The organism is Pedobacter heparinus (assembly GCF_032678725.1).
Classification (GTDB): domain Bacteria; phylum Bacteroidota; class Bacteroidia; order Sphingobacteriales; family Sphingobacteriaceae; genus Pedobacter; species Pedobacter heparinus_A.
This window is the reverse complement of sequence record NZ_JAVTSC010000002.1, coordinates 160074-181326: the sequence shown is the minus strand read 5'-3', so window position 1 is coordinate 181326 and position 21253 is coordinate 160074. Positions and strand designations below refer to the sequence as shown.

The 21253-nt window shown below is 42.8% G+C and carries 22 protein-coding genes; 11 read left to right on the top strand and 11 right to left on the bottom strand.

What is annotated here, in order from left to right; translation table 11 throughout:
- Positions 1–45 precede the first annotated feature (45 nt).
- Positions 46–1299 carry a peptidase T gene (gene pepT / locus R2Q85_RS03985; protein WP_316810456.1) on the top strand — a complete coding sequence of 418 codons (1254 nt, stop codon included), beginning with the start codon at positions 46–48 and terminating at the stop codon, positions 1297–1299.
- On the opposite strand, the gene R2Q85_RS03980 is transcribed toward pepT, so the two are convergent.
- From R2Q85_RS03980 to R2Q85_RS03945, 8 genes are all read right to left on the bottom strand, one after another.
- Complete coding sequence (locus R2Q85_RS03980) at positions 1296–2003, bottom strand: class I SAM-dependent methyltransferase (RefSeq protein WP_316810455.1); 708 nt, start codon at positions 2001–2003, stop codon at positions 1296–1298. The genes pepT and R2Q85_RS03980 overlap by 4 nt on opposite strands.
- Positions 2004–2021: 18 nt before the next feature.
- Positions 2022–3419, bottom strand: coding sequence for an MBL fold metallo-hydrolase (locus tag R2Q85_RS03975; protein WP_316810454.1), 1398 nt, complete (start codon positions 3417–3419; stop codon positions 2022–2024).
- A 27-nt stretch (positions 3420–3446) separates the two neighbouring features.
- Positions 3447–3653: a YtxH domain-containing protein gene (locus tag R2Q85_RS03970; protein WP_316810453.1), complete on the bottom strand. Its 207-nt coding sequence runs from the start codon at positions 3651–3653 to the stop codon at positions 3447–3449.
- A gap of 159 nt (positions 3654–3812) precedes the next feature.
- Positions 3813–4229 carry a hypothetical protein gene (locus tag R2Q85_RS03965; protein ID WP_316810452.1) on the bottom strand — a complete coding sequence of 139 codons (417 nt, stop codon included), beginning with the start codon at positions 4227–4229 and terminating at the stop codon, positions 3813–3815.
- Between the two features lie 397 nt (positions 4230–4626).
- A complete protein-coding gene (locus R2Q85_RS03960) occupies positions 4627–5688 on the bottom strand; it encodes a hypothetical protein (RefSeq protein WP_316810451.1) in 1062 nt (353 codons plus the stop codon).
- A 103-nt stretch (positions 5689–5791) separates the two neighbouring features.
- On the bottom strand, positions 5792–6919 hold the full coding sequence (locus tag R2Q85_RS03955; RefSeq protein WP_316810450.1) for an AraC family transcriptional regulator: 1128 nt from the start codon (positions 6917–6919) through the stop codon (positions 5792–5794).
- A 77-nt stretch (positions 6920–6996) separates the two neighbouring features.
- The gene (locus tag R2Q85_RS03950) at positions 6997–7404 is read right to left on the bottom strand and encodes a DUF1801 domain-containing protein (protein WP_316810449.1); all 408 of its coding nucleotides are present in this window, start codon (positions 7402–7404) and stop codon (positions 6997–6999) included.
- Positions 7405–7455: 51 nt separating this feature from the next.
- Positions 7456–7812 carry a hypothetical protein gene (locus tag R2Q85_RS03945; protein WP_316810448.1) on the bottom strand — a complete coding sequence of 119 codons (357 nt, stop codon included), beginning with the start codon at positions 7810–7812 and terminating at the stop codon, positions 7456–7458.
- A 184-nt stretch (positions 7813–7996) separates the two neighbouring features.
- On the opposite strand from R2Q85_RS03945, the gene R2Q85_RS03940 reads away from it, so the two are divergent.
- The 10 genes from R2Q85_RS03940 (at position 7997) to R2Q85_RS03895 (ending at position 16898) form a co-directional block, all read left to right on the top strand.
- Entirely contained in the window at positions 7997–9286 is a 1290-nt protein-coding gene (locus R2Q85_RS03940; RefSeq protein WP_316810447.1) for a hypothetical protein, read from the top strand.
- Between the two features lie 6 nt (positions 9287–9292).
- Positions 9293–9511, top strand: a complete 219-nt coding sequence (locus R2Q85_RS03935) for a hypothetical protein (RefSeq protein ID WP_316810446.1) — start codon at positions 9293–9295, stop codon at positions 9509–9511.
- 357 nt (positions 9512–9868) lie between these two features.
- The gene (gene rplM, locus R2Q85_RS03930; RefSeq protein ID WP_316810445.1) at positions 9869–10312 is read left to right on the top strand and encodes a 50S ribosomal protein L13; all 444 of its coding nucleotides are present in this window, start codon (positions 9869–9871) and stop codon (positions 10310–10312) included.
- An 11-nt stretch (positions 10313–10323) separates the two neighbouring features.
- Positions 10324–10710 (top strand): 30S ribosomal protein S9, encoded by a 387-nt coding sequence (gene rpsI, locus R2Q85_RS03925; RefSeq protein ID WP_012780290.1) that lies wholly within the window; start codon positions 10324–10326, stop codon positions 10708–10710.
- 18 nt (positions 10711–10728) lie between these two features.
- A complete protein-coding gene (rpsB, locus tag R2Q85_RS03920; protein ID WP_012780291.1) occupies positions 10729–11553 on the top strand; it encodes a 30S ribosomal protein S2 in 825 nt (274 codons plus the stop codon).
- Positions 11554–11652: 99 nt separating this feature from the next.
- The gene (gene tsf / locus R2Q85_RS03915; RefSeq protein WP_316810444.1) at positions 11653–12492 is read left to right on the top strand and encodes a translation elongation factor Ts; all 840 of its coding nucleotides are present in this window, start codon (positions 11653–11655) and stop codon (positions 12490–12492) included.
- Positions 12493–12581: 89 nt separating this feature from the next.
- Positions 12582–13682, top strand: a complete 1101-nt coding sequence (nagA, locus tag R2Q85_RS03910; RefSeq protein ID WP_316810443.1) for an N-acetylglucosamine-6-phosphate deacetylase — start codon at positions 12582–12584, stop codon at positions 13680–13682.
- 44 nt (positions 13683–13726) lie between these two features.
- Positions 13727–14434 (top strand): UMP kinase, encoded by a 708-nt coding sequence (pyrH, locus tag R2Q85_RS03905; protein WP_316810442.1) that lies wholly within the window; start codon positions 13727–13729, stop codon positions 14432–14434.
- A 40-nt stretch (positions 14435–14474) separates the two neighbouring features.
- Complete coding sequence (gene frr / locus R2Q85_RS03900) at positions 14475–15038, top strand: ribosome recycling factor (RefSeq protein ID WP_316810441.1); 564 nt, start codon at positions 14475–14477, stop codon at positions 15036–15038.
- A gap of 111 nt (positions 15039–15149) precedes the next feature.
- Positions 15150–16898 (top strand): ABC transporter ATP-binding protein, encoded by a 1749-nt coding sequence (locus R2Q85_RS03895; RefSeq protein ID WP_316810440.1) that lies wholly within the window; start codon positions 15150–15152, stop codon positions 16896–16898.
- Between the two features lie 18 nt (positions 16899–16916).
- On the opposite strand, the gene R2Q85_RS03890 is transcribed toward R2Q85_RS03895, so the two are convergent.
- Genes R2Q85_RS03890 through R2Q85_RS03880 form a run of 3 tightly spaced genes read right to left on the bottom strand, consistent with a single transcriptional unit; the run spans position 16917 to position 21164 of the window.
- Entirely contained in the window at positions 16917–18194 is a 1278-nt protein-coding gene (locus R2Q85_RS03890) for an MFS transporter (protein ID WP_316810439.1), read from the bottom strand.
- Between the two features lie 57 nt (positions 18195–18251).
- The gene (locus R2Q85_RS03885; RefSeq protein WP_316810438.1) at positions 18252–18884 is read right to left on the bottom strand and encodes a thiamine phosphate synthase; all 633 of its coding nucleotides are present in this window, start codon (positions 18882–18884) and stop codon (positions 18252–18254) included.
- Between the two features lie 6 nt (positions 18885–18890).
- Entirely contained in the window at positions 18891–21164 is a 2274-nt protein-coding gene (locus R2Q85_RS03880) for a TonB-dependent receptor (protein ID WP_316810437.1), read from the bottom strand.
- Positions 21165–21253: the final 89 nt, after the last annotated feature.

Here is a 21253-nt window from a genome sequence, read left to right as displayed (position 1 = left end):
GGGCAAAACTATAAACTTTATCTAACTTTGGATTTTCATAAGCGTATGCTAATTTATATAAATAAAAATAAATCTCTTCAAAATAGATTCACAAAATACGTGCAAATCGACACACAATCAGACCCTTCCTCGCCAACTGTACCTTCTACGGTGCAGCAAAAGGACCTGGGCAGGGTGCTGGTTGCGGAATTACTGGAGCTGGGCATAGCAGATGCTCATTTGGATGACTATGGATATGTTTATGCGACCATACCCTCCAATTCTGAAAAAAAAGTTCCGGTCATTTGTTTTTGCTCGCATATGGATACTTCCCCGGATTGCAGCGGCTATGGCGTAAAGCCGATCATCCATGAAAACTACCAGGGACAGGACCTGGTCCTTCCGGATGACCCTTCGGTTATTTTAAAAAAAGCAGCACATCCCGACCTGAAGCACCAGATCGGCAACGACATCATTACCGCCAGCGGCACTACATTGTTGGGTGCCGATAACAAAGCGGGCCTTGCTGAAATTATGGAAGCCGCGGCATTTTTGATGCAAAACCCGGAATTTAAACATGGTACCATTAAAATATTGTTTACACCCGACGAAGAAATAGGCCGGGGTGTGGATAAAGTGGACCTCGAAAAACTGGGGGCAGATTTCGCTTATACCATTGATGGCGAAACCCTGGGCTCTATTGAAGATGAAACTTTCTCGGCGGATGGTGCTGTATTGACCATAAAAGGCGTAAGTGCGCATCCTGGTTTTGCTAAAGGAAAAATGGAAAGCGCCATCAAGATCCTGTCTGATGTGATCAGCGCTTTACCTGCCGATTGCCTTTCACCCGAGTCAACGGAAGCAAAAGAAGGCTTTATTCATCCGGTAAGTATCAGTGGTAATGTAGAGCAGGCCGAAGCCCGTTTTATCCTGCGTGCATTTAACGATGAAGAGCTGGCCGCGAACGGAGAATTACTGGACGCCACAGTTCAGAACATCATCGAAGATTTTCCGAATTCGACCTATGAACTGAAGATTACGGAACAATACCGCAACATGAAACAGGTGCTGGACCAGTATCCGCAAATTATGGAATATGGCATTGAGGCCATAAAAAGGACAGGTGTTACGCCTAAGCAACAAAGCATCAGGGGCGGTACCGATGGTTCCCGCTTATCCTTTATGGGCTTGCCTTGTCCCAATATTTTTGCCGGAGAGCATGCTTTTCATGGCAAGCAGGAATGGGCATCGGTACAGGATATGGAAAAAGCAGTAGAGACCATCGTCAACATTGCGGCCATCTGGGAAGAAAAGGCCTAAGCTGGTTTGGCGAGCGTAAGCCGGGCGAGGTACTGATCAGAATCATCTTCAAAGATGATTTCCGTATGCCAACCCGTTTGTCTGGCCAGGTCGGTCAGCGTTTGCTGATCTACATAGATCCATTTAAACCAGTTGCCTTTAAAGCCTTTATATTCATAGCGAAAACTGACTTCGCCAAAATATCCTTTTTCGGGGAAGGGGATTTCCAGATACAGGTAGGAAAGATCGGAGCTGTCGAAAACCAGTTGCCCATCAGGATTGATCAGTTTTTTAACTTCCTGTAAAAAGGATTTTAAGCCTGCAACAGATCCGGTCAGGCCAATGCCATTCATCATAAACAGCAGGGTATCGTATTTTGCGCCGGCTGAAGGCAAGGCATAGTTCAGGATATTTCCTTCAAGGGCTTTTTTCAGGCCACGTTGCGTCATAATCTGTACGGCTGCCGCCGAAATGTCCATTCCGGTAATATCCAACCCTCTTTTTTGCAGGATTAAGGCATGGCTGCCAACTCCGGCGCCAACATCAAGTACCTTTCCTTTACAAAGCTCAAGGGCTTTAAGTTCCAGTTCGGGCATCTCGCTTTCCGCCCTGAAATAAATATCTACCGGCATTTCCTCCGGTTCATCATAAGAATTGTGTACCCAAAGGGTTTCGGCAGGTGGTTTTAAAAACTGATCTTTCAGGGCTTCTCCAAAAACGTCCATGCCGCAAACTTATGGAAATTACAGTTCAAATTCCTGGTGATATTCGGGAATGGATACATTTTTAAATCCAGCGTTTGTAATGCGCCGGGCAAATCTTTGCTGCACATCGTACTCGCCATGTACCAGGAACAAGCGCTTCACTTTTGCAGGATCCTGAGCAGAAAGAAATTGCAGCAGGTCTTCATAATCGCCATGTGCACTCATGGATTTAATGGAGCCAACTTCGGCGATTACATCGTATTCCTGTCCAAATAACCAGACCCGCTTCTGTCCGGCGATTAACCGACCGGCTAAAGAACCCGGACTGGCATAGCCCACCATTAAAATGGTATTTTTCTTGTCGCTGATGTTGTTTCTGATGTGGTGCCTTACTCTCCCGCCCTCGGCCATTCCTGAAGAGGAAATGATCACGCAGGGATGCATGTCGATGTTTAAGGCTTTAGATTCTTCAACACTTTCAATAAACCGCAAGCCTTTAAAACCAAAAATATCCTGATCCACCTTTAATACTTCTTTTACCCCGTTGTTGTATACCTCGGGATGACTCCTAAGCACTTCAGTAGCTTCCAGTGAAAGCGGGCTGTCTACATAAATAGGGATGTCAGGCAGTTGATGCTTTAATTCCAGGCCGTTTAGGGCATACAAAAGCTCCTGGGTACGGCCAACACTAAATGCCGGTATGATCACCTTTCCCTTTTTTTCTATACAAGTACGCTTGATCACCTGTAAGAGCATATTTTCAATCGGATCCAGGTCTGCATGCAGGGAATCCCCGTAAGTAGATTCCATCAGGATATAATCTGCCTGCGGGAAATCCTGCGGGCTTTTGAGCAGCAGGTCGCCATAACGGCCAACATCGCCACTAAAGGTGATCCGGGTGGTTTTGCCCTCTTCAGTTAATTGTAAATGCACTGCAGCGCTGCCTACAATATGGCCGGCATCTGTAAAGCGTACGGTCACATCCGGATCTATTTTAAAATCCTGATCGTAAGGAATGGTTTTAAACTGGCTGAGGGTTTGTTCTACATCCTTATCTGTATATAAGGGCATTTCCTGGTCTTCAACACGCCTGATTTTTCTGTTGGCATAGTCAGCGTCCTGCATCTGTATCTTTGCCGAATCCAGCAGTAAGATCCTGGCCAGGTCCCGCGTTGCCGGGGTACAATACACCGGCCCCCTAAAGCCTTCTGCTACCAATCGGGGCAGCAAGCCACAATGGTCTATGTGGGCATGCGACAGGATCATATAGTTCACCTTTGCAGGGTTAAAGCCAAAAGATTCATTCAGGCCATCTGTAAGATCTCCCATGCCCTGGAACAGGCCACAATCCAGCAAGATCTGGACACCCTTATTTAAGGTGATCAGGTGTTTGCTGCCGGTTACCGCACGCGCGGCACCATGAAAAGCAATTTTCATTAAATAGGTTTAGAAGGTAACGGGAATTTATGCGCGAACTTTTGCAATGCTTTCTTTAACCTGATCGGTTACATCAGCCAGTTTTTCTTTTGAGGCATCTAACAGGTCGCAAAACCAATCTGACATTTTATCTTTTACATCACCTGTTTTATCTGATGATAATATTAACGCTATAGCGGCCCCTAAAGCAGCACCAGCCAGTACACCTGCAATTATTTTAGTTTCTTTCTTCATCGTGATAATTTTAAATGATTTATACGCCTGGGCTTTTATGCCCTATCTGTTGTAAGATAAACAAAAATAGGGCCGAATGGTTTAAGGTCCCGGACTAATTCATAAAAAAAGCCACGTAATATTTACATTACGCGGCTCGTTCATAGGGATGTGATGATATTATTTAACGTTGACGCCTTCAAACTTGAACATGGCATCCTGAAAGTTATTGACTAAAGACATTTCTATAGCTCCACTAGACTGGAAAGAGAAGATCACTACTCTGCTGCTGCCAGAAGAGGAAGCGTACTGCTTGGTTGCTTCTGAATAGATGAAGTTTGAAAATGTTAAAGCGGTAAAAGTGCCGTATTCCTGTCCGCTCACCGGTTCAATTACAACTTCATTGGCCGCTTTTCTGGTTACTTTAATTTTTGTGTTGTTGAAATCAACAGAACCAACAGATAATTTGCCTTGATAGGTTTGCGATACTTCCGCAGATTTATCTGCGCCATCTGGGGCTTTGTCTTTGTCCTTGCTGCATGCCGCAAAAATGGTTACTAATAATAAAATAGGATAGATTGCTTTTTTCATCATCATAAATGAGGTAAGGTTAAAAATAAATTAGCTAAGGCACTGGTAAAAACTGTGCCAAACGGTTGCTGCACCTTATTCTTGCCGGCTGATTTACTGTGGTTTTAACTCCTGGTTTATTGTTAATCTTGTTGAAAATTAACGTATTATGACTCATATTATCTTTGTATGATAATTTTGACTTTTTAATTAGGGGAGGATTTTGCGGCTCAGAAAATGTAGGTAAAAACAAACAGGGACCATCTGGCGATGAGTCCCTGTTATAAGATGGTTGATCCACCACAGATCAACCTAAACCAAACAAACTGCAACTATAACGGAGAATGTTGCGGAAAAGTTTGGGACTGATTGGTAAAAATAATTTCGTGACAATTTACTGACACTGGAGCTTTGGCCGCAAAAATTACTTCAATTCGCTCAAAAAGTTATCTGTGTGGTAATCAAGGAATTTCTTTGCTCCGCTGTATACACCGGCAATATATTGCTTGTTATCTACTTCAACAATTTTGCTGGATTCGGAGGTCCGGTTTTCCGGACTGAAATAAGTACCATACATGGTCTTTGTCCCAATCATATCTATACTTCCGCGGGCAAAGGAAGTTACTTTGGTGTCTTCGAGCACACCCGCTATTTCCAGTGCTTTGCCTAAATAACCATTGTAGGAAGTAGTTGCACCTAAACCCATTTTGCCATGCGCAAACTTTACCGAGCTGCTGATCGCTGTAATGGAATTCTGTCCTTTAAATCTGATCATTGATTTGTTGTCGGTCATGACGATGGCTTCCTGATCTGCAATCCTCAGGTTCGTTTTGATTTTTATATTTGCACCACCTCCCTGAAAAGCATTTTTGTCTTCTACAAACATCACGTAAATGTTAACATCCGCAATGATGGCATCCCCAAGATCTTTAGATAATTTTGGGTACAACATGCCTGCATTGCCCAGAAATCCACCGCTTTTGGTCTTACCATCCTTGTTTACTTTTTTAACAAAAAACTCGTAACCCGTAGGCGCAGTAGACATCATGCCGGGAAACTGCGACTGGCTGGCTTTACCACCCTGCATCCGTACATAGTCGGCATAGGTGTCCGCTTTTGCGGCTTCTTCTGCATTAATGATGGTCAGACCTTTCGCTTTGATCTTATCTACAAACTCCTGGTACAATTTATCGGTGATCTGTTGCACATCCGCTTCATTCAGTCCGGCCAGGCCTACCGAAACTTCCGCCTTGGCATCACCTTTAGAACCACCACCCAGTTGATAACCGCCCTGCTTAAACTTCTCCTTTTCATTATAGATCTGGTAGCTGACCGAAAAATTTGAAATGTAAATGCCTTTAGCACTTTTGGCTTTACTGATGCCGTATTTATCATCTTTAGGCTTAAATTCGCCAAGGGTTTGCCCAGTTAAATTACCTGCAGCAGCTAGCAGTGCGATGGTAAATAATTTTTTTAAATGCTTCATGTTGTTTGTTGTTGGTTTTAGATGGAATATTTATTCCAAATAAAAGCTACTCAACAGGTAGAACTGTCTCAATTAATTTGTTGAGACAAGTTTTTTGTGATTTCTATGCAGCATCTTTACTCAAAAATTGAGTTGGCGTAATGCCTGTGTTTTTTTTAAAGGCGCGGTAAAATGAAGCCCTGCTGTTAAAGCCAGATTCGTAAGCAATATATTCTATGGTATTTTCCTGGGCCATTTGCCGCAGTAATTTTTTAGATTTCTCGACTCTTTTTTCGTTGATCAGGTCATAAAAATTTTTATTGAGGCCACGGTTTATAATCGAAGAAAGCCGGCTTACCGGCAGCTGAATCTCTTTGGCCAGCATCTCTAAGGTAAGATCAGGGTTGGTGAAGGGTTCATTTTCTAAAAGGTAAGTGAGCAGAAATGAGCTATCTGTTTCCAGATCTTCTTCCGGTTTCCCGTTAGTTGCCTGCAGGAGGTCAGCCTGCCCAGGAAAACTGTTTTCTACAAGAAATTCTTTAAAATCGTTTTTAGAGAAAACCGAATTCTGGTTAAAACTATAGACCAGAATGTAAAAGTAGATGGCAGTTAATACCAATGGCAGGTATATATACTCTACCTGCACCATTGGCAGGCAAAGATATAAAGTGATGGTGATGAAGTTGAGTATCCAGATGATGACTATAAAACGATAGATGTATTGCCAGCGGGTTTTCTCAAAATTCGAAAGCAATTGATTGATCCCCTTTTTGTATTGGTAAGCTTTTATTGCCGCTACGGTAAAATACACCTGCTGCATCACAATAAAAAGTCCGTTGGCCAATACCATTTGATCGGGATAAGGCTCATTTAATATTCCGCTCAGGTATTTCGCTTGCCCTGCGGCAGGTAGCAAAGAGAATTCAATCGTGAAATAGACGCCCAGCAGCATGCAAACACCGGTACATAAAAAAAGGGGGTTTTTAAGATTGATTTTGCTGCCGGTAAAAAGGCAAACATAGGCATACACCAGTGGCGCAAATAAGAAGCAGGTAATTTGGGCAAAAAAGTAGAAGTAGGGGAATGACGGGAAATACCCTGAAAGCACCACAATATTACTCAGGAAATTGATGCCTGGATTGATCAGGATCAATGCCAGGATTTTATTGGGAAGGGAATTGTCCTTCCTGAAATAAAGCAAGGAAAAGAGCAATAGCAAATTGGCCAGCGTGATGATATTTAAAATCAGCATGTGTTAATTTTCGGTCTTAGCAATAATGAATTCTCCCTATTGAATTCAATTATTTTAACGAACTTATACAAAAGGAGTTACATCCCCAAAAAAAGCAAAAGTTTTTTATGGAGGGGGTTTTGCCGGGACCTTTGTTTACAGGCAGCCAGTGCATGGGTTATTAATTTTTTCAAGGGCCCACTGTAAATATCTTTCTGATCTTTGATCACTACATAGCGGGAAATTTTACCACTCCCCTGCAGAAGCTGATCTGGGTCGGGAAGTTCAGCGCCTTTGTAAAAACCTAGTTTCAACCCCTTTTTGGAAGGAATAATAACACAGACCATGTCGGCGTATTTTTGTGCGTAGACGTAGGCTACCATTTTCGCAGGTAGGTCCACCTGTTCAGTAATATTGGGCAGATTGGCCAGCAATACCTCGCGCAATTGCCTTGCATGACTGAAAACCTGTTCAGGATATTGTTGTAAAAAAACGAGGGGTTCCATGAATATAAAACTACAGAAATTAATAGAAATGCTGTTGTTTTAAGAATCCGTCTATTGAACGTTTTTAGGCTTGGCTATCCCATCATCTTCAATAGGCTCCAGGCTTTTATAAGTGTAATTGTATTTATAATACTGAAATGTTTCGTCGTCACTGGTGCAGGCCACAACGGCCTCGTTGCTGTCACTACCACTGGTTTTAACAAAAAAGCTGGAATAATTGATGTGGTTTTCCTTTAATGCCAGCTTTACCCATTGTTCCATTGACCTGCCGTCGTTGCGCCACTCAGTCTGAAAGGTTTTATCAATTATTTCTGCGTTGCCATCAGGTCTGTTAATATACCGGATAAACTTAAATACACCGATAATCAGCAGGGTACTGGTTAAGAGGATTCGTAAGGTTTGGTTCATATTTGAAATGCGTTTTTAGATGGGGGAAGATAAGGAAATACGCTATAAAATTTGGAAAATACAACTTGTTATATCTTTCAAAAACCAAAATATAATTTTAAATGTCAAATATTTGTTTTTAAAGAAATTACGTGTTGTTTAAATAAATTATTATATTTGGTTAAACCATTTATAAATTACGTATATGACAGCGGTAGTTGGAATACTTAATAAACAGGCTGTAGCATTAGCAGCGGATAGCGCGGTTACAATTAGCGGCGCAAAAGGCCGAAAGATCTTTAATAAAGCGAATAAGGTTTTCACATTATCGAAGTATCACCCAATTGGAATCATGATATATAATTCCGCGTCTTTTATGTCAACTCCCTGGGAGACGATTATAAAAATGTATAGAAAGCAGCTAGGAGATAGATCTTGTGCAACAGTTAAAGCATATCAAGAAGACTTTATTACTTATTTAAGATCAAAGGATTTTTTTACAACACCTGACACACAACTTGCGTTCTTGAGAGACTTTGGGGATATGATTGTTGGAGACTCTATAAGTGCGGTTGCCACTAAAAACGCTGCTTTACTGGAACAGCCTACAGATGAAAGTAAGGAGAAATTTCTAGTCTTAGTGGAAGAAAACTTGACGGGGCTTTCTGATTATTTCGATAGCCTGGATGTTTGTCCAGAATTTATAGATTATGCTTTTGAAGCTTTTAAAATATATTCGAAAGATATTATTAATGAACTTGTTGATAGCACGCTGACTCAAAATGGATTTGCTATTACTGATAATATTATAAAATCGATAAGCAGGGCAATCTATACTATTTTAAAAGCTCAAGAAAGAACAACAAACTATACAGGGTTGATTTTTTCTGGTTTTGGAGAGGATGAGATATATCCCCAATTGATACCTATTAATATCTGTTTTGTGGTTGATGATAGAATTAGATATTATGTAGATGAAAGTGCAATTGCAGGTATAACAAATAATAATGAAGGTGCAATTCGTCCATTTGCGCAACAAGATGTTATTGATACCATATTGAGTGGTATAGATCCAGACCTGGATAATACCTATTTGCAAAACTTTTCATCTATATTTAAAAAGTATAATGAAGTAATATTAAATACAATAGGGGATAGCAACCCACAGCTAACTGCTCAAATCGCGGCCTTAAATACAGATGTTTTACGGCAGGAGTTTGCTGAAATGAACAGCTTGATTAAGAAAGAAAAGTATATTGTGCCGCTAATGAATGCAGTTTGTAGTCTTTCTAAAGAGGATTTAGCAGAAATGGCAGAGAGTTTGATATACTTGACATACTTGAAAAGAAGAATTACCTTTGCAGAAGAAAGTGTTGGTGGCCCGGTTGATGTAGCCATTATTTCGAAAGGTGATGGATTTGTTTGGATAAAAAGAAAACATTACTTTAATCCAGAATTGAATAAACATTTTTTTGAAAATTACTTTAATAAATAAATCAATATGAGCATTACATTTTTCAATCCAGAGTTATCACAGGCTAGATTCAATGTAAAAGATGTGCTTTCAAGCTTTAGAGAACATCCTTTAGACAAGAGTCAAATTCGTGGTGACATGACCTCAGAAGAAATCTCAGAAGTAGTGTCGGATAGGATGATAACAGTAATAAAAGAACAATTCGAGACAGCTAAAAAAGATTTCGAAGCAAAAGAAGCGAAATAGATTTCACTTCTCAAAACAACAAAAAGGCCGGATCGAACATCTGGCCTTTTTGTTGTATTTTTATTTACAATAAATTTGGTGTCTGGGAAAGGACCTCAGCGTTGTTTGGCCCTTTTCAGGGACAAGCTAATGCAGTCCTTGAGCAGATCACTAATTTATATCACTTAATTTTACAGACTAAATCTTCAAATTGCCCGCAGTTTATTTCATTAGTCCAGCCCAGGACAAATTAAATAATTTGAATTCCCCAAATAAATATCTCTCCAACTGTTTGACAATTAAATATTTCTCTCTATCTTTGCAGTCCCTAAAAATTAGGGGGAATAAATAATTGTTAAACAAATTAAATACAAGCAAGTGAATACGTTAAGTTACAAAACTGTCTCTGCCAATGCAAAAACTGTTAACAAACAGTGGGTTGTTGTGGATGCTGAAGGCGAGATTTTGGGGCGCTTGTCATCGAAGATCGCTATGATCATCCGTGGTAAAAACAAGCCTGATTACACCCCACACGTAGATTGCGGAGATAACGTTATCGTTATTAATGCAGACAAGATCAAGTTGACCGGAAATAAATTCTCTGAAAAGGTTTATATTTCTTACACTGGTTATCCAGGTGGTCAGCGTTTCATTTCTCCGAAAGAGTTAATGGCGAAACATCCTAAGCGTGTTATCGAGAAAGCCGTTCGTGGTATGTTACCTAAAACTAAGCTTGGTGCAAAATTATTCACCAACCTTTATGTTTACACAGGTACTGAGCATCCTCATGCAGCGCAATCACCAAAAACCATTACACTTTAATTAAAGAAGAAATGTCAGTTACAAACACTTCAGGAAGAAGAAAAACAGCTGTTGCACGTATCTATTTAAAAGAAGGCAACGGCACCATTACCGTAAATGGTAAAGACTACAAAGTATATTTCCCAACATTGCCTTTGCAATACATTGTTAACCAATCGTTCGAAGTTTCTGAACTGGTTGGTCAGTATGATGTAAATGTAAACGTAGCAGGTGGTGGCGTAAAAGGTCAGGCAGAAGCAGTTCGTTTGGCTATCGCTAAAGCTATTGTTGAATTAGATGCTGAGAAGAAACCAGCATTACGCGCTAAAGGGTTAATGACCCGTGATATGCGTATGGTTGAACGTAAGAAACCAGGACGCAAGAAAGCACGTAAGAAATTCCAATTCAGTAAACGTTAATCTTAAGGAGACAAAACAATGGCAAGAACTACATATCAAGACTTATTGGATGCAGGTGTACACTTTGGTCACCTTACCCGTAAATGGAACCCAAAAATGGCCCCATACATTTTCATGGAGCGCAACGGTATCCACATTATAGATTTAAATAAAACTTTAACTAAAACTGAAGAAGCTGCTTCAGCGATCAAACAGATCGTGAAATCAGGTCGTAAGATCTTATTCGTAGCCACTAAGAAACAAGCTAAAGAAATTGTTGCTGATCAGGCGAAAAAAGTAAACATGCCTTACGTAACCGAGCGTTGGTTGGGTGGTATGTTAACCAACTTTGCTACCGTACGCAAGTCGATCAAAAAGATGTCTAACATCGATAAGATGACTAAGGACGGTACTTATTCGATCCTTTCTAAGAAAGAGCGTTTAATGATCCAGCGTGAGCGTATCAAATTGGAAAGCTTACTGGGTGGTATCGCGGATCTGAACCGTTTACCGGCTGCTATCTTTTTAATTGACGTTAAAAAAGAGCACATCGCTGTTAGCGAAGCGTTGAAATTAAACATTCCAACTTTTGCAATGGTTGATACCAACTCTGACCCTTCAAACATCGATTTCCCGATCCCTGCGAATGATGATGCTACTAAATCTATCTCTTTAATTACTGATGTCATCATCAAAGCAATTGAAGAAGGTTTGGATGAGCGCAAACGCGAAAAAGACGAAGAAACTGAAAAAGAAGCTGTAGCTGCTAAAGCTGCTGCTGATGCTCCGGAAGCTGCTGCTCCTGGTGCAAGAAGGAAAAAAGTAGAAGCTGAAACCGAAGAAGGTACAAGCGAAGAAGCTTAAATAATATAATATGGGTTGTATGTTGTGCGTTGCAGGTTCTACTTACAACAATCAGCGTACAACCCTTAATTTTTTGATAAAAACTTAAAAAGAAATAAAATGTCGACAGTACAAATTTCTGCAGCTGATGTAAACAAATTGCGCCAACAAACTGGTGCTGGTATGATGGACTGTAAAAAAGCATTGATCGAAGCGAACGGTGATTTCGAAGCTGCGGTTGATTATTTACGTAAAAAAGGTGCTAAAGTAGCAGCCTCACGTCAGGATCGTGATTCTAACGAGGGTGTTGTTATTGCTAAAGCTACTGCTGATGGCACACGTGGTGTGGTGGTTGAATTGAACTGCGAAACTGACTTTGTGGCTAAAAACGCTGATTTCGTTGCTTTGGCCAATACTTTTACTGACCTGGCTATTGCTAAAAACCCTGCTTCTTTAGAAGAGCTTTTGGCTTTAGAGATTGACGGACAGAAAGTTTCAGACATCATCGTTGAAAACACAGGAAAAATCGGAGAGAAAATCGGTATCTCTAAATTCGAAACAGTAACAGGTGATAAAGTGGTTCCTTACATCCACGGTAACTACCGCTTAGGTGTACTGGTAGCTTTAAACCAGGCAGGTGCAGGTGTAGAGGAAGCTGGTAAAGATGTAGCGATGCAAATTGCCGCCATGAGTCCTGTAGCTTTAGATAAAGCTGACGTAGATGCTACTACCATCGAGCGTGAAACTGAAATTGCTAAAGAGCAGATCCGCGCAGAAGGTAAACCGGAAGAAATGGTAGAAAAAATTGCTGCCGGTAAATTGAATAAATTCTACAAAGACAGCACTTTACTGAACCAGGAATTTGTTAAAGATTCATCTAAAGACGTACGTAAATTCTTAAATGATGTATCTAATGGTCTAACAGTGGTAGCGTTTAAACGCATCCAATTGGGAGCTTAATATTTTAATTAATTTTTTTGGGAGAGCCTTCTGTTTTCAGGAGGCTTTTTTTTTGTTTTATATTTACGGTATAAAACGGACAATTACCTATGATCGCAATAACCAATTGTAAGCTCTTCAAAGATGGGCTGCTGTTAACAGACCAGCATGTACTGATAGAAAATGGAAAAATCGCAAAGATTTCTGATGAAGCCATTCCATCGGGTGTTGAGCGCATTGATGCCGGGGGCGATCAGCTTTGCCCTTCTTTTATAGACCTGCAGATCTATGGCAGCGGAGGCCCGCTTTTTTCGGCCTACCCAACTGCAGAGACCTTAAAACAAATGGACGCAGACCTGATTGGCAAAGGCACTACCGGTTTTCTGGCATGTGTGGCCACCAATAGCATGGAAATCGTTTACCAGAGCATGGATGCGGCAAAAGCCTACCGTCCGGAAGCGAAGGGTTTTTTAGGACTGCACCTGGAAGGGCCTTATCTTAACCCTAAACGCAGGGGTGCACATGTGGAGGCCTTTATCCATAAAGCCAGTTTGGATGAAGTAAAGCGCTTGCTGGATTATGCTGATGGAACGGTAAAGATGATGACCCTTGCCGCAGAACTTCAGGATGATGCGGTGATCAGCTATTTATTGGAGCATGATGTGCTGTTGTCGCTGGGGCACAGTGATGCCAGCTTTGCTGAAGCTACTGCTGCCTATAACAATGGATTTAAGACCACCACGCATTTATTTAATGCCATGCCTTCCATACACCATAGGGCACCTAATTTACCAGTAGCTGTGTTTAACCACCCCAGCGCAATGGCCAGTATCATTGCCGATGGTAACCATGTGGATTTTGAGATGGTAAAGATGAGCCACAAACTGATGAGCGACCGCCTGTTTTTAATTACAGATGCGGTAACAGAATGCCATATCGGCCCTTATCAGCACCAGCTGTCGGGCGAAAAGTTCATCACCGCTGATGGCACACTTTCAGGGTCTAACATTACCTTGCTGCAGGCAGTACAGAATTGTGTGAAACATTGCGGTATTGCCTTAAATGATGCCATAAACATGGCTGCTGCACAGCCTGCAAAGTTAATGGGCCTGTCTGATAAAGTCGGTAATTTAAAGGTGGGCAGTAATGCCGATCTCTTGTTGCTGGATGCTGAACTTCAGCTCCGTAAAGTTTTTGTGGGTGGTTTGTAGATTTGACCCCTTATTAATTAAAACAAATAGTTATTTTTGGCCTCATGAAGTATAAACGGATCCTACTAAAATTAAGTGGCGAATCGCTGATGGGCGAAAAGCAATATGGTATTGATAACGAGGTAGTAAGACAATATGCGGAAGACATCAAGGCGGTACACGATGAAGGCCTTGAAATTGCAATTGTGATTGGCGGAGGTAATATTTTTAGGGGATTGAGTGCAGAGAAATCGGGAATGGACCGTGCCCAGGCAGATTATATGGGCATGTTGGCCACCGTAATCAACAGCATGGCCCTGCAGGATGCCCTGGAAAAAGTTGGCCTGAAAACCAGGCTGCTTACTGCCATAAAGATGGAACAGATCTGTGAACCCTTCATTCGACGCAGGGCTGTACGCCACCTGGAAAAGGGACGTGTAGTTATTTTTGGTGCAGGTACGGGTAACCCGTACTTTACGACAGATTCTGCTGCTGCATTGCGTGCCATCGAAATTAAAGCGGATGTGGTTTTAAAAGGGACCCGTGTGGATGGCATTTATACCGCAGATCCTGAAAAAGATCCGGCAGCAACCAGGTATTCGGAAATATCCTTTAAAGAAGTTTATGCTAAAGGATTGAATGTGATGGATATGACTGCTTTTACACTTTGTGAAGAGAACAACCTTCCGATTATCGTTTTCGACATGAACAAAACCGGCAATTTTATGAAAATAGCAAAAGGTGATGGGATTGGTACACTGGTTAGGAGCTGATGCTAAATAAATTTTATATTTTTGGTTAAACTTTATAATTATGAATGACCTCATAAAGAAACAATTAGAAGATGCCCAGGCAAACATGGATAAGGCTATTTTGCATTGTGAAGCTGAACTGACTAAAATCCGCGCAGGAAAAGCTTCAGCTGGAATGCTGGATGGCATCATGGTTGATTATTACGGAAGTGCAACCCAGCTAAGTCAGGTAGCAAGTATCAATACCCCTGATGCCCGTACATTGATTGTACAGCCATGGGAAAAAAGCTTACTTACGCCAATAGAACGCGCCATTATGGAGGCAAATATTGGCATTAACCCTCAAAATGATGGTATCGTGATCCGTCTGGTGGTTCCGCCGCTAACTGAGGAGCGCAGGAAAGACCTGGTAAAAAAGGTGAAGGAAGAAGCGGAAAGAGGTCGCATTACCGTTCGTAACATCCGTAAGGATGCCAATGAAAAGATCAAAAAGCTGAAAGGCGAAAGTGTTTCTGACGATGAGATCAAAACGGGCGAGGGCGAGGTCCAAAAAATTACGGACGCCTACATCATTAAAGTAGACAAACACGCAGAAGCCAAAGAGAAAGACATCATGACCGTTTAGGTAAAGATTATAATCTACTTGTAAATTAAAGGGAATGAAGCGAATGCTTCATTCCCTTTCTTTATTTTTGACAGCTGTTTTTTCATTGCTTGATCTACCAAACACTTATATATGAAGATTTTATTCAGTTATTTAAAAAACTATAAAAGCCTGATACTGCTGGCCTTGTTTCTGGCTGCAGTGAACCAGATATTTTCTTTCCTTGACCCTTACGTATTTCGCCTGATCATAGATAAGTACGTAACCAATTATAAGAATTTCAGTACGGATGAATTCATAAAAGGGGCAGGTGTGCTTATCCTGCTGGCTATGGGTGCCGCGATGGTTTCCCGCATTGCCAAGAACTTCCAGGATTATTATGTAAACGTAATTACCCAAAGGCTGGGCGCAAAGATCTACTCGGATGGTCTTGCACATTCGCTGGAACTGCCTTACCAGGTATTTGAAGACCAGCGCAGCGGAGAAACATTGGGCATCCTGCAAAAAGTAAGGCTGGATACTGAAAAACTGGTGCAGGCGGCGATCAATGTGTTGTTCACCAGCATCATCGGGATCATTTTTGTGACGGTTTATGCCATTTCTGTATACTGGGTGATTGCGGTAGTCTATTTCTCGGCCATCCCTTTACTGGGTTTTTTGAGCTCTTTTTTAAGCAAAAGGATTAAGCGGGTGCAGAAAAACATTGTTGCAGAAACCACTGCACTGGCGGGGTCTACCACAGAATCCCTGCGCAACATAGAACTGGTAAAAAGCTTAGGGCTGGCCAAGCAGGAGATCAACCGGCTGAATTCGACAACCACCAAAATACTGGGCCTGGAACTTAAAAAAGTAAAATACATCAGGAGCCTGAGTTTTATACAGGGCACATTTGTGAACCTGTTGCGTAACGGTCTGCTCTTTCTGATGATGTACCTGATCTTTGCGGGGCGGATCACTGTCGGAGAATTCTTCTCCCTGTTCATCTATTCCTTCTTTATTTTTGGACCTTTGCAGGAACTGGGCAATATCATTAACATCTATAGGGAAACAGAAGTATCCCTAAACAACTTTGAGCGCATCATGTCTATGCCAAAAGACAAGAAACCTGAGCGCCCGGCCACTTTAGCCAAAATAACAGAACTGGAATTTGAAAATGTGGGATTTAAACACCAGTCGGCCAGTACAAATGCGCTGAACGGCATCAGTTTTAAAACCGGAATAGGGGAAACCATTGCTTTTGTTGGGCCTTCAGGTTCAGGAAAAACAACATTGGTTAAACTGCTGGTAGGATTATATGGCCCTAAAACGGGTGAGATCAAATACAATGGCATTTCGGGTAAAAACATAGACCTGGATGTGCTGAGAGAAAAGATAGGCTTCGTGACCCAGGATACCCAGTTGTTTTCTGGCACCATACGGGAAAACCTGCAATTTGTGAGGCCGGGTGCTTCGGATGAAGAATGCATGCGGGTATTGCACCAGGCGGCCTGTCAGAACCTGCTGTCCCGGGCAGATAAAGGTTTGGATACAGTGATCGGAGAAGGCGGAGTGAAAGTATCGGGTGGAGAAAAGCAGCGTTTATCCATCGCCCGGGCGCTGTTGCGCAAGCCAGATATCCTGGTTTTTGATGAGGCCACTTCCTCGCTGGATTCCCTGACGGAAGAAGAGATCACGGCTACCATCCGGGAGGTATCGGATATAGACAACCACATCACCATTTTAATTGCGCACAGGCTGTCTACCATTCGGCATGCCGACCGGATCTATGTGCTGGAAAAAGGAAATGTGACCGAAGAAGGTACCCACCACGAACTGGTGGCCCAAAACGGACTGTATTATGCGATGTGGCGGCAGCAGATTGGGGAAAGACTGGAAGTTTAAGCCTGGAAAGCCCTGCGCTTAGCCCGCCTGCTCATTAATTTCATCGAGGCTTAACCTGGTTAAGCCTTTTGTTTTTAAATAAGTAACGCCTGCAACAAGTATGGTCATGCTGCCCCCAAATACGACAGCAGGAACAGTACGCATCAATTTGGCGGTTAAGCCCGATTCAAAAGCACCGATTTCATTAGAGGATCCGATGAACATGCTGTTTACCGCCGATACGCGGCCCCGCATCTCATCAGGCGTAAGCAGCTGCATAATGGTAGAACGGATGATCACACTCACACTGTCAAAGGCCCCCTCCATAAACAGCAGGGCAAGGGTTAAATAGAAGTTTTTAGAAAGACCATAACAAATGATGCTGGTACCAAAGCCGGTAACCGCAATCAAAAGATTTCTCCAGGGCTTGTTCATGGGCGAGAAAACGGTCATGGCCAGCATGGTCAGTACCGCACCAAGGGAAGCCGCTGCGCGCATCATGCCTAAACCTTCAGGTCCTACTTTAAGGATGTCATTGGCAAAAACCGGAAGCAGGGCCACTGCACCACCAAAAAACACGGAAAACAGATCCAGACTCATTGCCCCCAGCATCATTTTGTTTTTAAATACAAACTGTACCCCTTCGGTCAGGCTTTTTACAATGCTTTCTTTGGGGATAAAAGTAGGTGGATGGGGCTTTAAAAAGAAAATACAGACCAGTGAAATGCAGATAAAAGTTACGATGACGACATAGGTGACGGTAATGCCGTAAAATCCATAGATCAGGCCTCCCGCCATCGGCCCCAGGATAGAGGCCAGTTGCCAGCTGGTGCTGTTCCAGGTACTGGATTTCGGGTATAACTTTTTGGGGATGATCTGGGCCATCAAAGAAAATGTGGCGGGGCTGAAAAAGCCTCTGGCAATGCCTATCCCGAATACCATGAGATACATGATGGGGACAATATAGCTGTTTGGTATATAAGCGTGCATACTTTTGGCCGTCACCACCAGCATCACCAGCGAACAGAGCAATACCCCGAAAAAAACTTTCAGCAGCAATCCCCTTTTTTCCGATTTATCGGCCACATAGCCCCCATACAAGGCAATGCCGATGGCCGGAATGGCCTCGCAAAGGCCAACCAGGCCCAGCGCAAGCGGGTCTTTTGTTAAATGATAAATGTGGAAGCCAATGATAACCGCCTGCATCTGATAGGCGAACGTAAAAAAGAAGCGCATGCCCAGGTAGGACCGGAATTCCCTGAACAGCAATACGGCATAAAAGGGGTCCTGCTGCTCTATGTTGTCGGTATTGTCCAAAGGATAAGTGTTTGGAACAAATGTAGGCTTTAGCGGAATTAATTTTTGTATAAATAATTACATGATCATGTCATAAAATGACAGGTAAGCCTCACGCATGTCATCCGCCTGGTTGATGGCTGCAGAAGCTGCAATTCCAAAGATACCGGTCTGCATTAAAGGATCGATGTCATGGAGGGTAATACCTCCTACGGCAAGTACGGGCAGGTCAATGCCCTGTTCCTGTAGCAGCTGCATCGCTTTACGATAGCCTTCAATGCCCAGTAAGGGCAAATCATTGGGTTTGGTCATCGTAGTATAAAACGGGCCGAAACCGGCATAGTCTGCACCTTCTGCAGCCAGTCTGATCAAACCCGCTACTGTATTTGCCGAGCCGCCAATGGTTACGGCCTCTCCCAGTTGTTCCCTGAGCTTTACAAAATCAGCAACCATATCTTCGATATGAAAGCCCTGAATATCGGCCTTACCATTCAGCTGTACATGATCTGTAACGATCAGGGTAGCCCCCCAGTCGTCACAGATCTCTGCGATGGCATTGATGTCGGCTAAAAGCTCATCCTCATTTTTAGTTAAACAACGGTATTGTATCCATTTTGCACCTGCAGTGCAGGCAATCTGCGCTTGTTCTACATGGCTCAACTGCTGAATGTCGTGTGTAATAAAATGGAGTTTTTCGATGAACTTCTTCATAGCGGATTAAAATTTCAGGTTCAGCGAAAGTAAGAAATTAGTTCCGGCCTGAGGAAAGTAAAAGTTTTCTGTCACCTTGGCCCATGGATAAATGGAGCTGTAGGTATAGCCATTGCTTTCGTATTTTTTATCCAGGATGTTGTTCACCAGCAAGCCGATATTGATGTTTTTGATCCCTTTCAGGCTAAAATCATAGCCCAGCCTCGCATTGTTTACCCAATAGGCATCCAGCTTGCGGCTTTCGTTCTGCGTATTGTCCAGGTATTGTTTGCTCACATATTTGCTTTGCCAGGCCAGGGCAAAACCAGGCAGAGGCTTATACACCAGCTCTCCAAATAATACTGTGTTTGGCGAAAAGGAGATGTCGGGATTGGCATAATTGGTAGCCTGCACATTGATCAGGTTAAAATCAGCATCATATTCCGAAACATAGTCGATGTAGTTTTTGATCTTGTTACGGCTGAAAGCTGCATTGGCATTCAGTGCAAACTTTGAACTGATGAGGTAAGCCGCATCCAGTTCAAGGCCGATCCTGGAACTCTTGTCCACGTTCTGGCGATAAGCATCAGAAGCGTCGTTGATCTCGCCCGTAAAGATCAGCTGATCTTTGTAAAACATGCCATAAACATTTGCTCCTGCCGTGATGCGCTCGTTTTTAAAACGGTAACCGGCCTCTGCATTGTTCAGCCGTTCTGCTTTAGGCACAGGCAATCCTACTTTTAGATTGGTAAAATCGTCACGGTTTGGTTCTTTATTGGCCACACTGAAGGACGCATAAACATTACTCTGCTCATTTACCACATAGGTTGCACCAACCTTAGGGTTAAAGAAGTTGTAGGTGTTGTGGAAATCCAGTGGCTGGCGGTTTTTGTCCATTCCGGTAATGTCGTAGACCACGTTCCGGTACTGCAGGTCTGCAAACAAGCTCAGTTGTGCAAGCGGATTATAAGTTACCTTGGCATAGCTGTTAAAATCATCCTTGTTGCCCTTGCCATCGTAGTAATGGTAGTCATTCATTGCGGTCGAGGCGTATTCCGCCCAGATGATCTGCCCGAAATGTTTACCCCTGTACTGGTTATAGGCACCACCAAGTGTAAAATTTAATTCCTGATTTGGAGCATAGTTAAAGGCATAAGTCAGCCCATAAAAATCATTGTCCAGCCAGCGGCGGCGTACCAGGTTGGTCTTGCTGATGCTTGTCCCCCCAACACTTACATCGGGCAAACCATACTTGCTAAACTTCTGCTGATTTTTAAATTCCTCAAAATAACCTGCCCCATCGGTATAGTGCAGGGCACCGTTAAAAGAAAACTGTTCCGTGAACTGCCTGGCATACAAAGCCTGGTAATGGCTTTGGGTGTAGTTGTCGTTCTGGTCTTTGTAAGTGAACTGGTTATAGGTCCTGTTGTCGGAGTTGAACAGGTTTGCGCGATCGGCCTCCGTATAATACAGGTAGTCCAGGTTGTTGTTGTAATGTTCTTCCAGGCCGGCCAGGTCTCCCCTTAATTTTGCTTCAGGAACCCCGTTCCAGGCCTGGTAGGTTTTTTCCTGTCCCGAAAACACATTCAGGCGTAACAGGTCTTTTTTTCCATAATAGGCACCTGATAAAAAATAGGATTTCAGATCGGAAGCTGCGCGATCAATAAAACCATCAGATTTTACGCGAGACAGGCGTCCGTCAAAGCTCCACTTGTTGTCTATCATTCCGGTTCCAACTTTTACCGTGTTTTTTAAAGTGTTAAACGAGCCGTAGGTGTTGTTCAGTTCGGCATAGGCCTGATCAGCAACGCCGGCTGTTTGTATATTTACACTGCCCCCAAAGGCACCGGCTCCATTTGTGGAAGTTCCCACACCGCGCTGGATCTGGATGTTCTCTACCGATGAAGCAAAATCGGGCATGTTTACCCAGAAGGTGCCCTGGCTTTCGCTATCGTTATACGGAATGCCATTTACGGTTACATTTACCCTGCTCGCATCGCTGCCCCGGATCCTGATGCCGGTATAGCCCACCCCTGCACCCGCATCTGAAGTGACCACCACTCCGGGTGTATTGTTGAGTATAAAGGGCAGGTCCTGGCCAAAGTTGTTTTTTTCAATCTCGGCCTTATCCAGGTTTTTATAGGTCGTGGCAGACTTTTCATTGGCCCTGGTGGCTTTGATCGTAATTTCATCGAGCCTGATTGCAGTATCTCTTCTGGATTTAACATCGGGTTTGGTTTGCGCATTTAAGAAAGCAGGCGCAAGCAGCACAGCTAAGGCTGCGATAATTGATCTTTTCAATTTGTGTTTTTTTAAATAGACTTCCATAATCTTATTCCCTCCGCCGGCATTATCCGGATCAGGTGCTTATATCCTTTTGCAGATATAAT

Excerpts from the sequence above, each read along its gene's own strand:
- pepT (WP_316810456.1), top strand. The coding sequence starts at position 46 with ATGCTAATTTATATAAATAAAAATAAATCTCTTCAAAATAGATTCACA.
- R2Q85_RS03980 (WP_316810455.1), bottom strand. The coding sequence starts at position 2,003 with ATGGACGTTTTTGGAGAAGCCCTGAAAGATCAGTTTTTAAAACCACCT.
- R2Q85_RS03975 (WP_316810454.1), bottom strand. The coding sequence starts at position 3,419 with ATGAAAATTGCTTTTCATGGTGCCGCGCGTGCGGTAACCGGCAGCAAA.
- R2Q85_RS03970 (WP_316810453.1), bottom strand. The coding sequence starts at position 3,653 with ATGAAGAAAGAAACTAAAATAATTGCAGGTGTACTGGCTGGTGCTGCT.
- R2Q85_RS03965 (WP_316810452.1), bottom strand. The coding sequence starts at position 4,229 with ATGATGATGAAAAAAGCAATCTATCCTATTTTATTATTAGTAACCATT.
- R2Q85_RS03960 (WP_316810451.1), bottom strand. The coding sequence starts at position 5,688 with ATGAAGCATTTAAAAAAATTATTTACCATCGCACTGCTAGCTGCTGCA.
- R2Q85_RS03955 (WP_316810450.1), bottom strand. The coding sequence starts at position 6,919 with ATGCTGATTTTAAATATCATCACGCTGGCCAATTTGCTATTGCTCTTT.
- R2Q85_RS03950 (WP_316810449.1), bottom strand. The coding sequence starts at position 7,404 with ATGGAACCCCTCGTTTTTTTACAACAATATCCTGAACAGGTTTTCAGT.
- R2Q85_RS03945 (WP_316810448.1), bottom strand. The coding sequence starts at position 7,812 with ATGAACCAAACCTTACGAATCCTCTTAACCAGTACCCTGCTGATTATC.
- R2Q85_RS03940 (WP_316810447.1), top strand. The coding sequence starts at position 7,997 with ATGACAGCGGTAGTTGGAATACTTAATAAACAGGCTGTAGCATTAGCA.
- R2Q85_RS03935 (WP_316810446.1), top strand. The coding sequence starts at position 9,293 with ATGAGCATTACATTTTTCAATCCAGAGTTATCACAGGCTAGATTCAAT.
- rpsI (WP_012780290.1), top strand. The coding sequence starts at position 10,324 with ATGTCAGTTACAAACACTTCAGGAAGAAGAAAAACAGCTGTTGCACGT.
- rpsB (WP_012780291.1), top strand. The coding sequence starts at position 10,729 with ATGGCAAGAACTACATATCAAGACTTATTGGATGCAGGTGTACACTTT.
- tsf (WP_316810444.1), top strand. The coding sequence starts at position 11,653 with ATGTCGACAGTACAAATTTCTGCAGCTGATGTAAACAAATTGCGCCAA.
- nagA (WP_316810443.1), top strand. The coding sequence starts at position 12,582 with ATGATCGCAATAACCAATTGTAAGCTCTTCAAAGATGGGCTGCTGTTA.
- pyrH (WP_316810442.1), top strand. The coding sequence starts at position 13,727 with ATGAAGTATAAACGGATCCTACTAAAATTAAGTGGCGAATCGCTGATG.
- frr (WP_316810441.1), top strand. The coding sequence starts at position 14,475 with ATGAATGACCTCATAAAGAAACAATTAGAAGATGCCCAGGCAAACATG.
- R2Q85_RS03895 (WP_316810440.1), top strand. The coding sequence starts at position 15,150 with ATGAAGATTTTATTCAGTTATTTAAAAAACTATAAAAGCCTGATACTG.
- R2Q85_RS03885 (WP_316810438.1), bottom strand. The coding sequence starts at position 18,884 with ATGAAGAAGTTCATCGAAAAACTCCATTTTATTACACACGACATTCAG.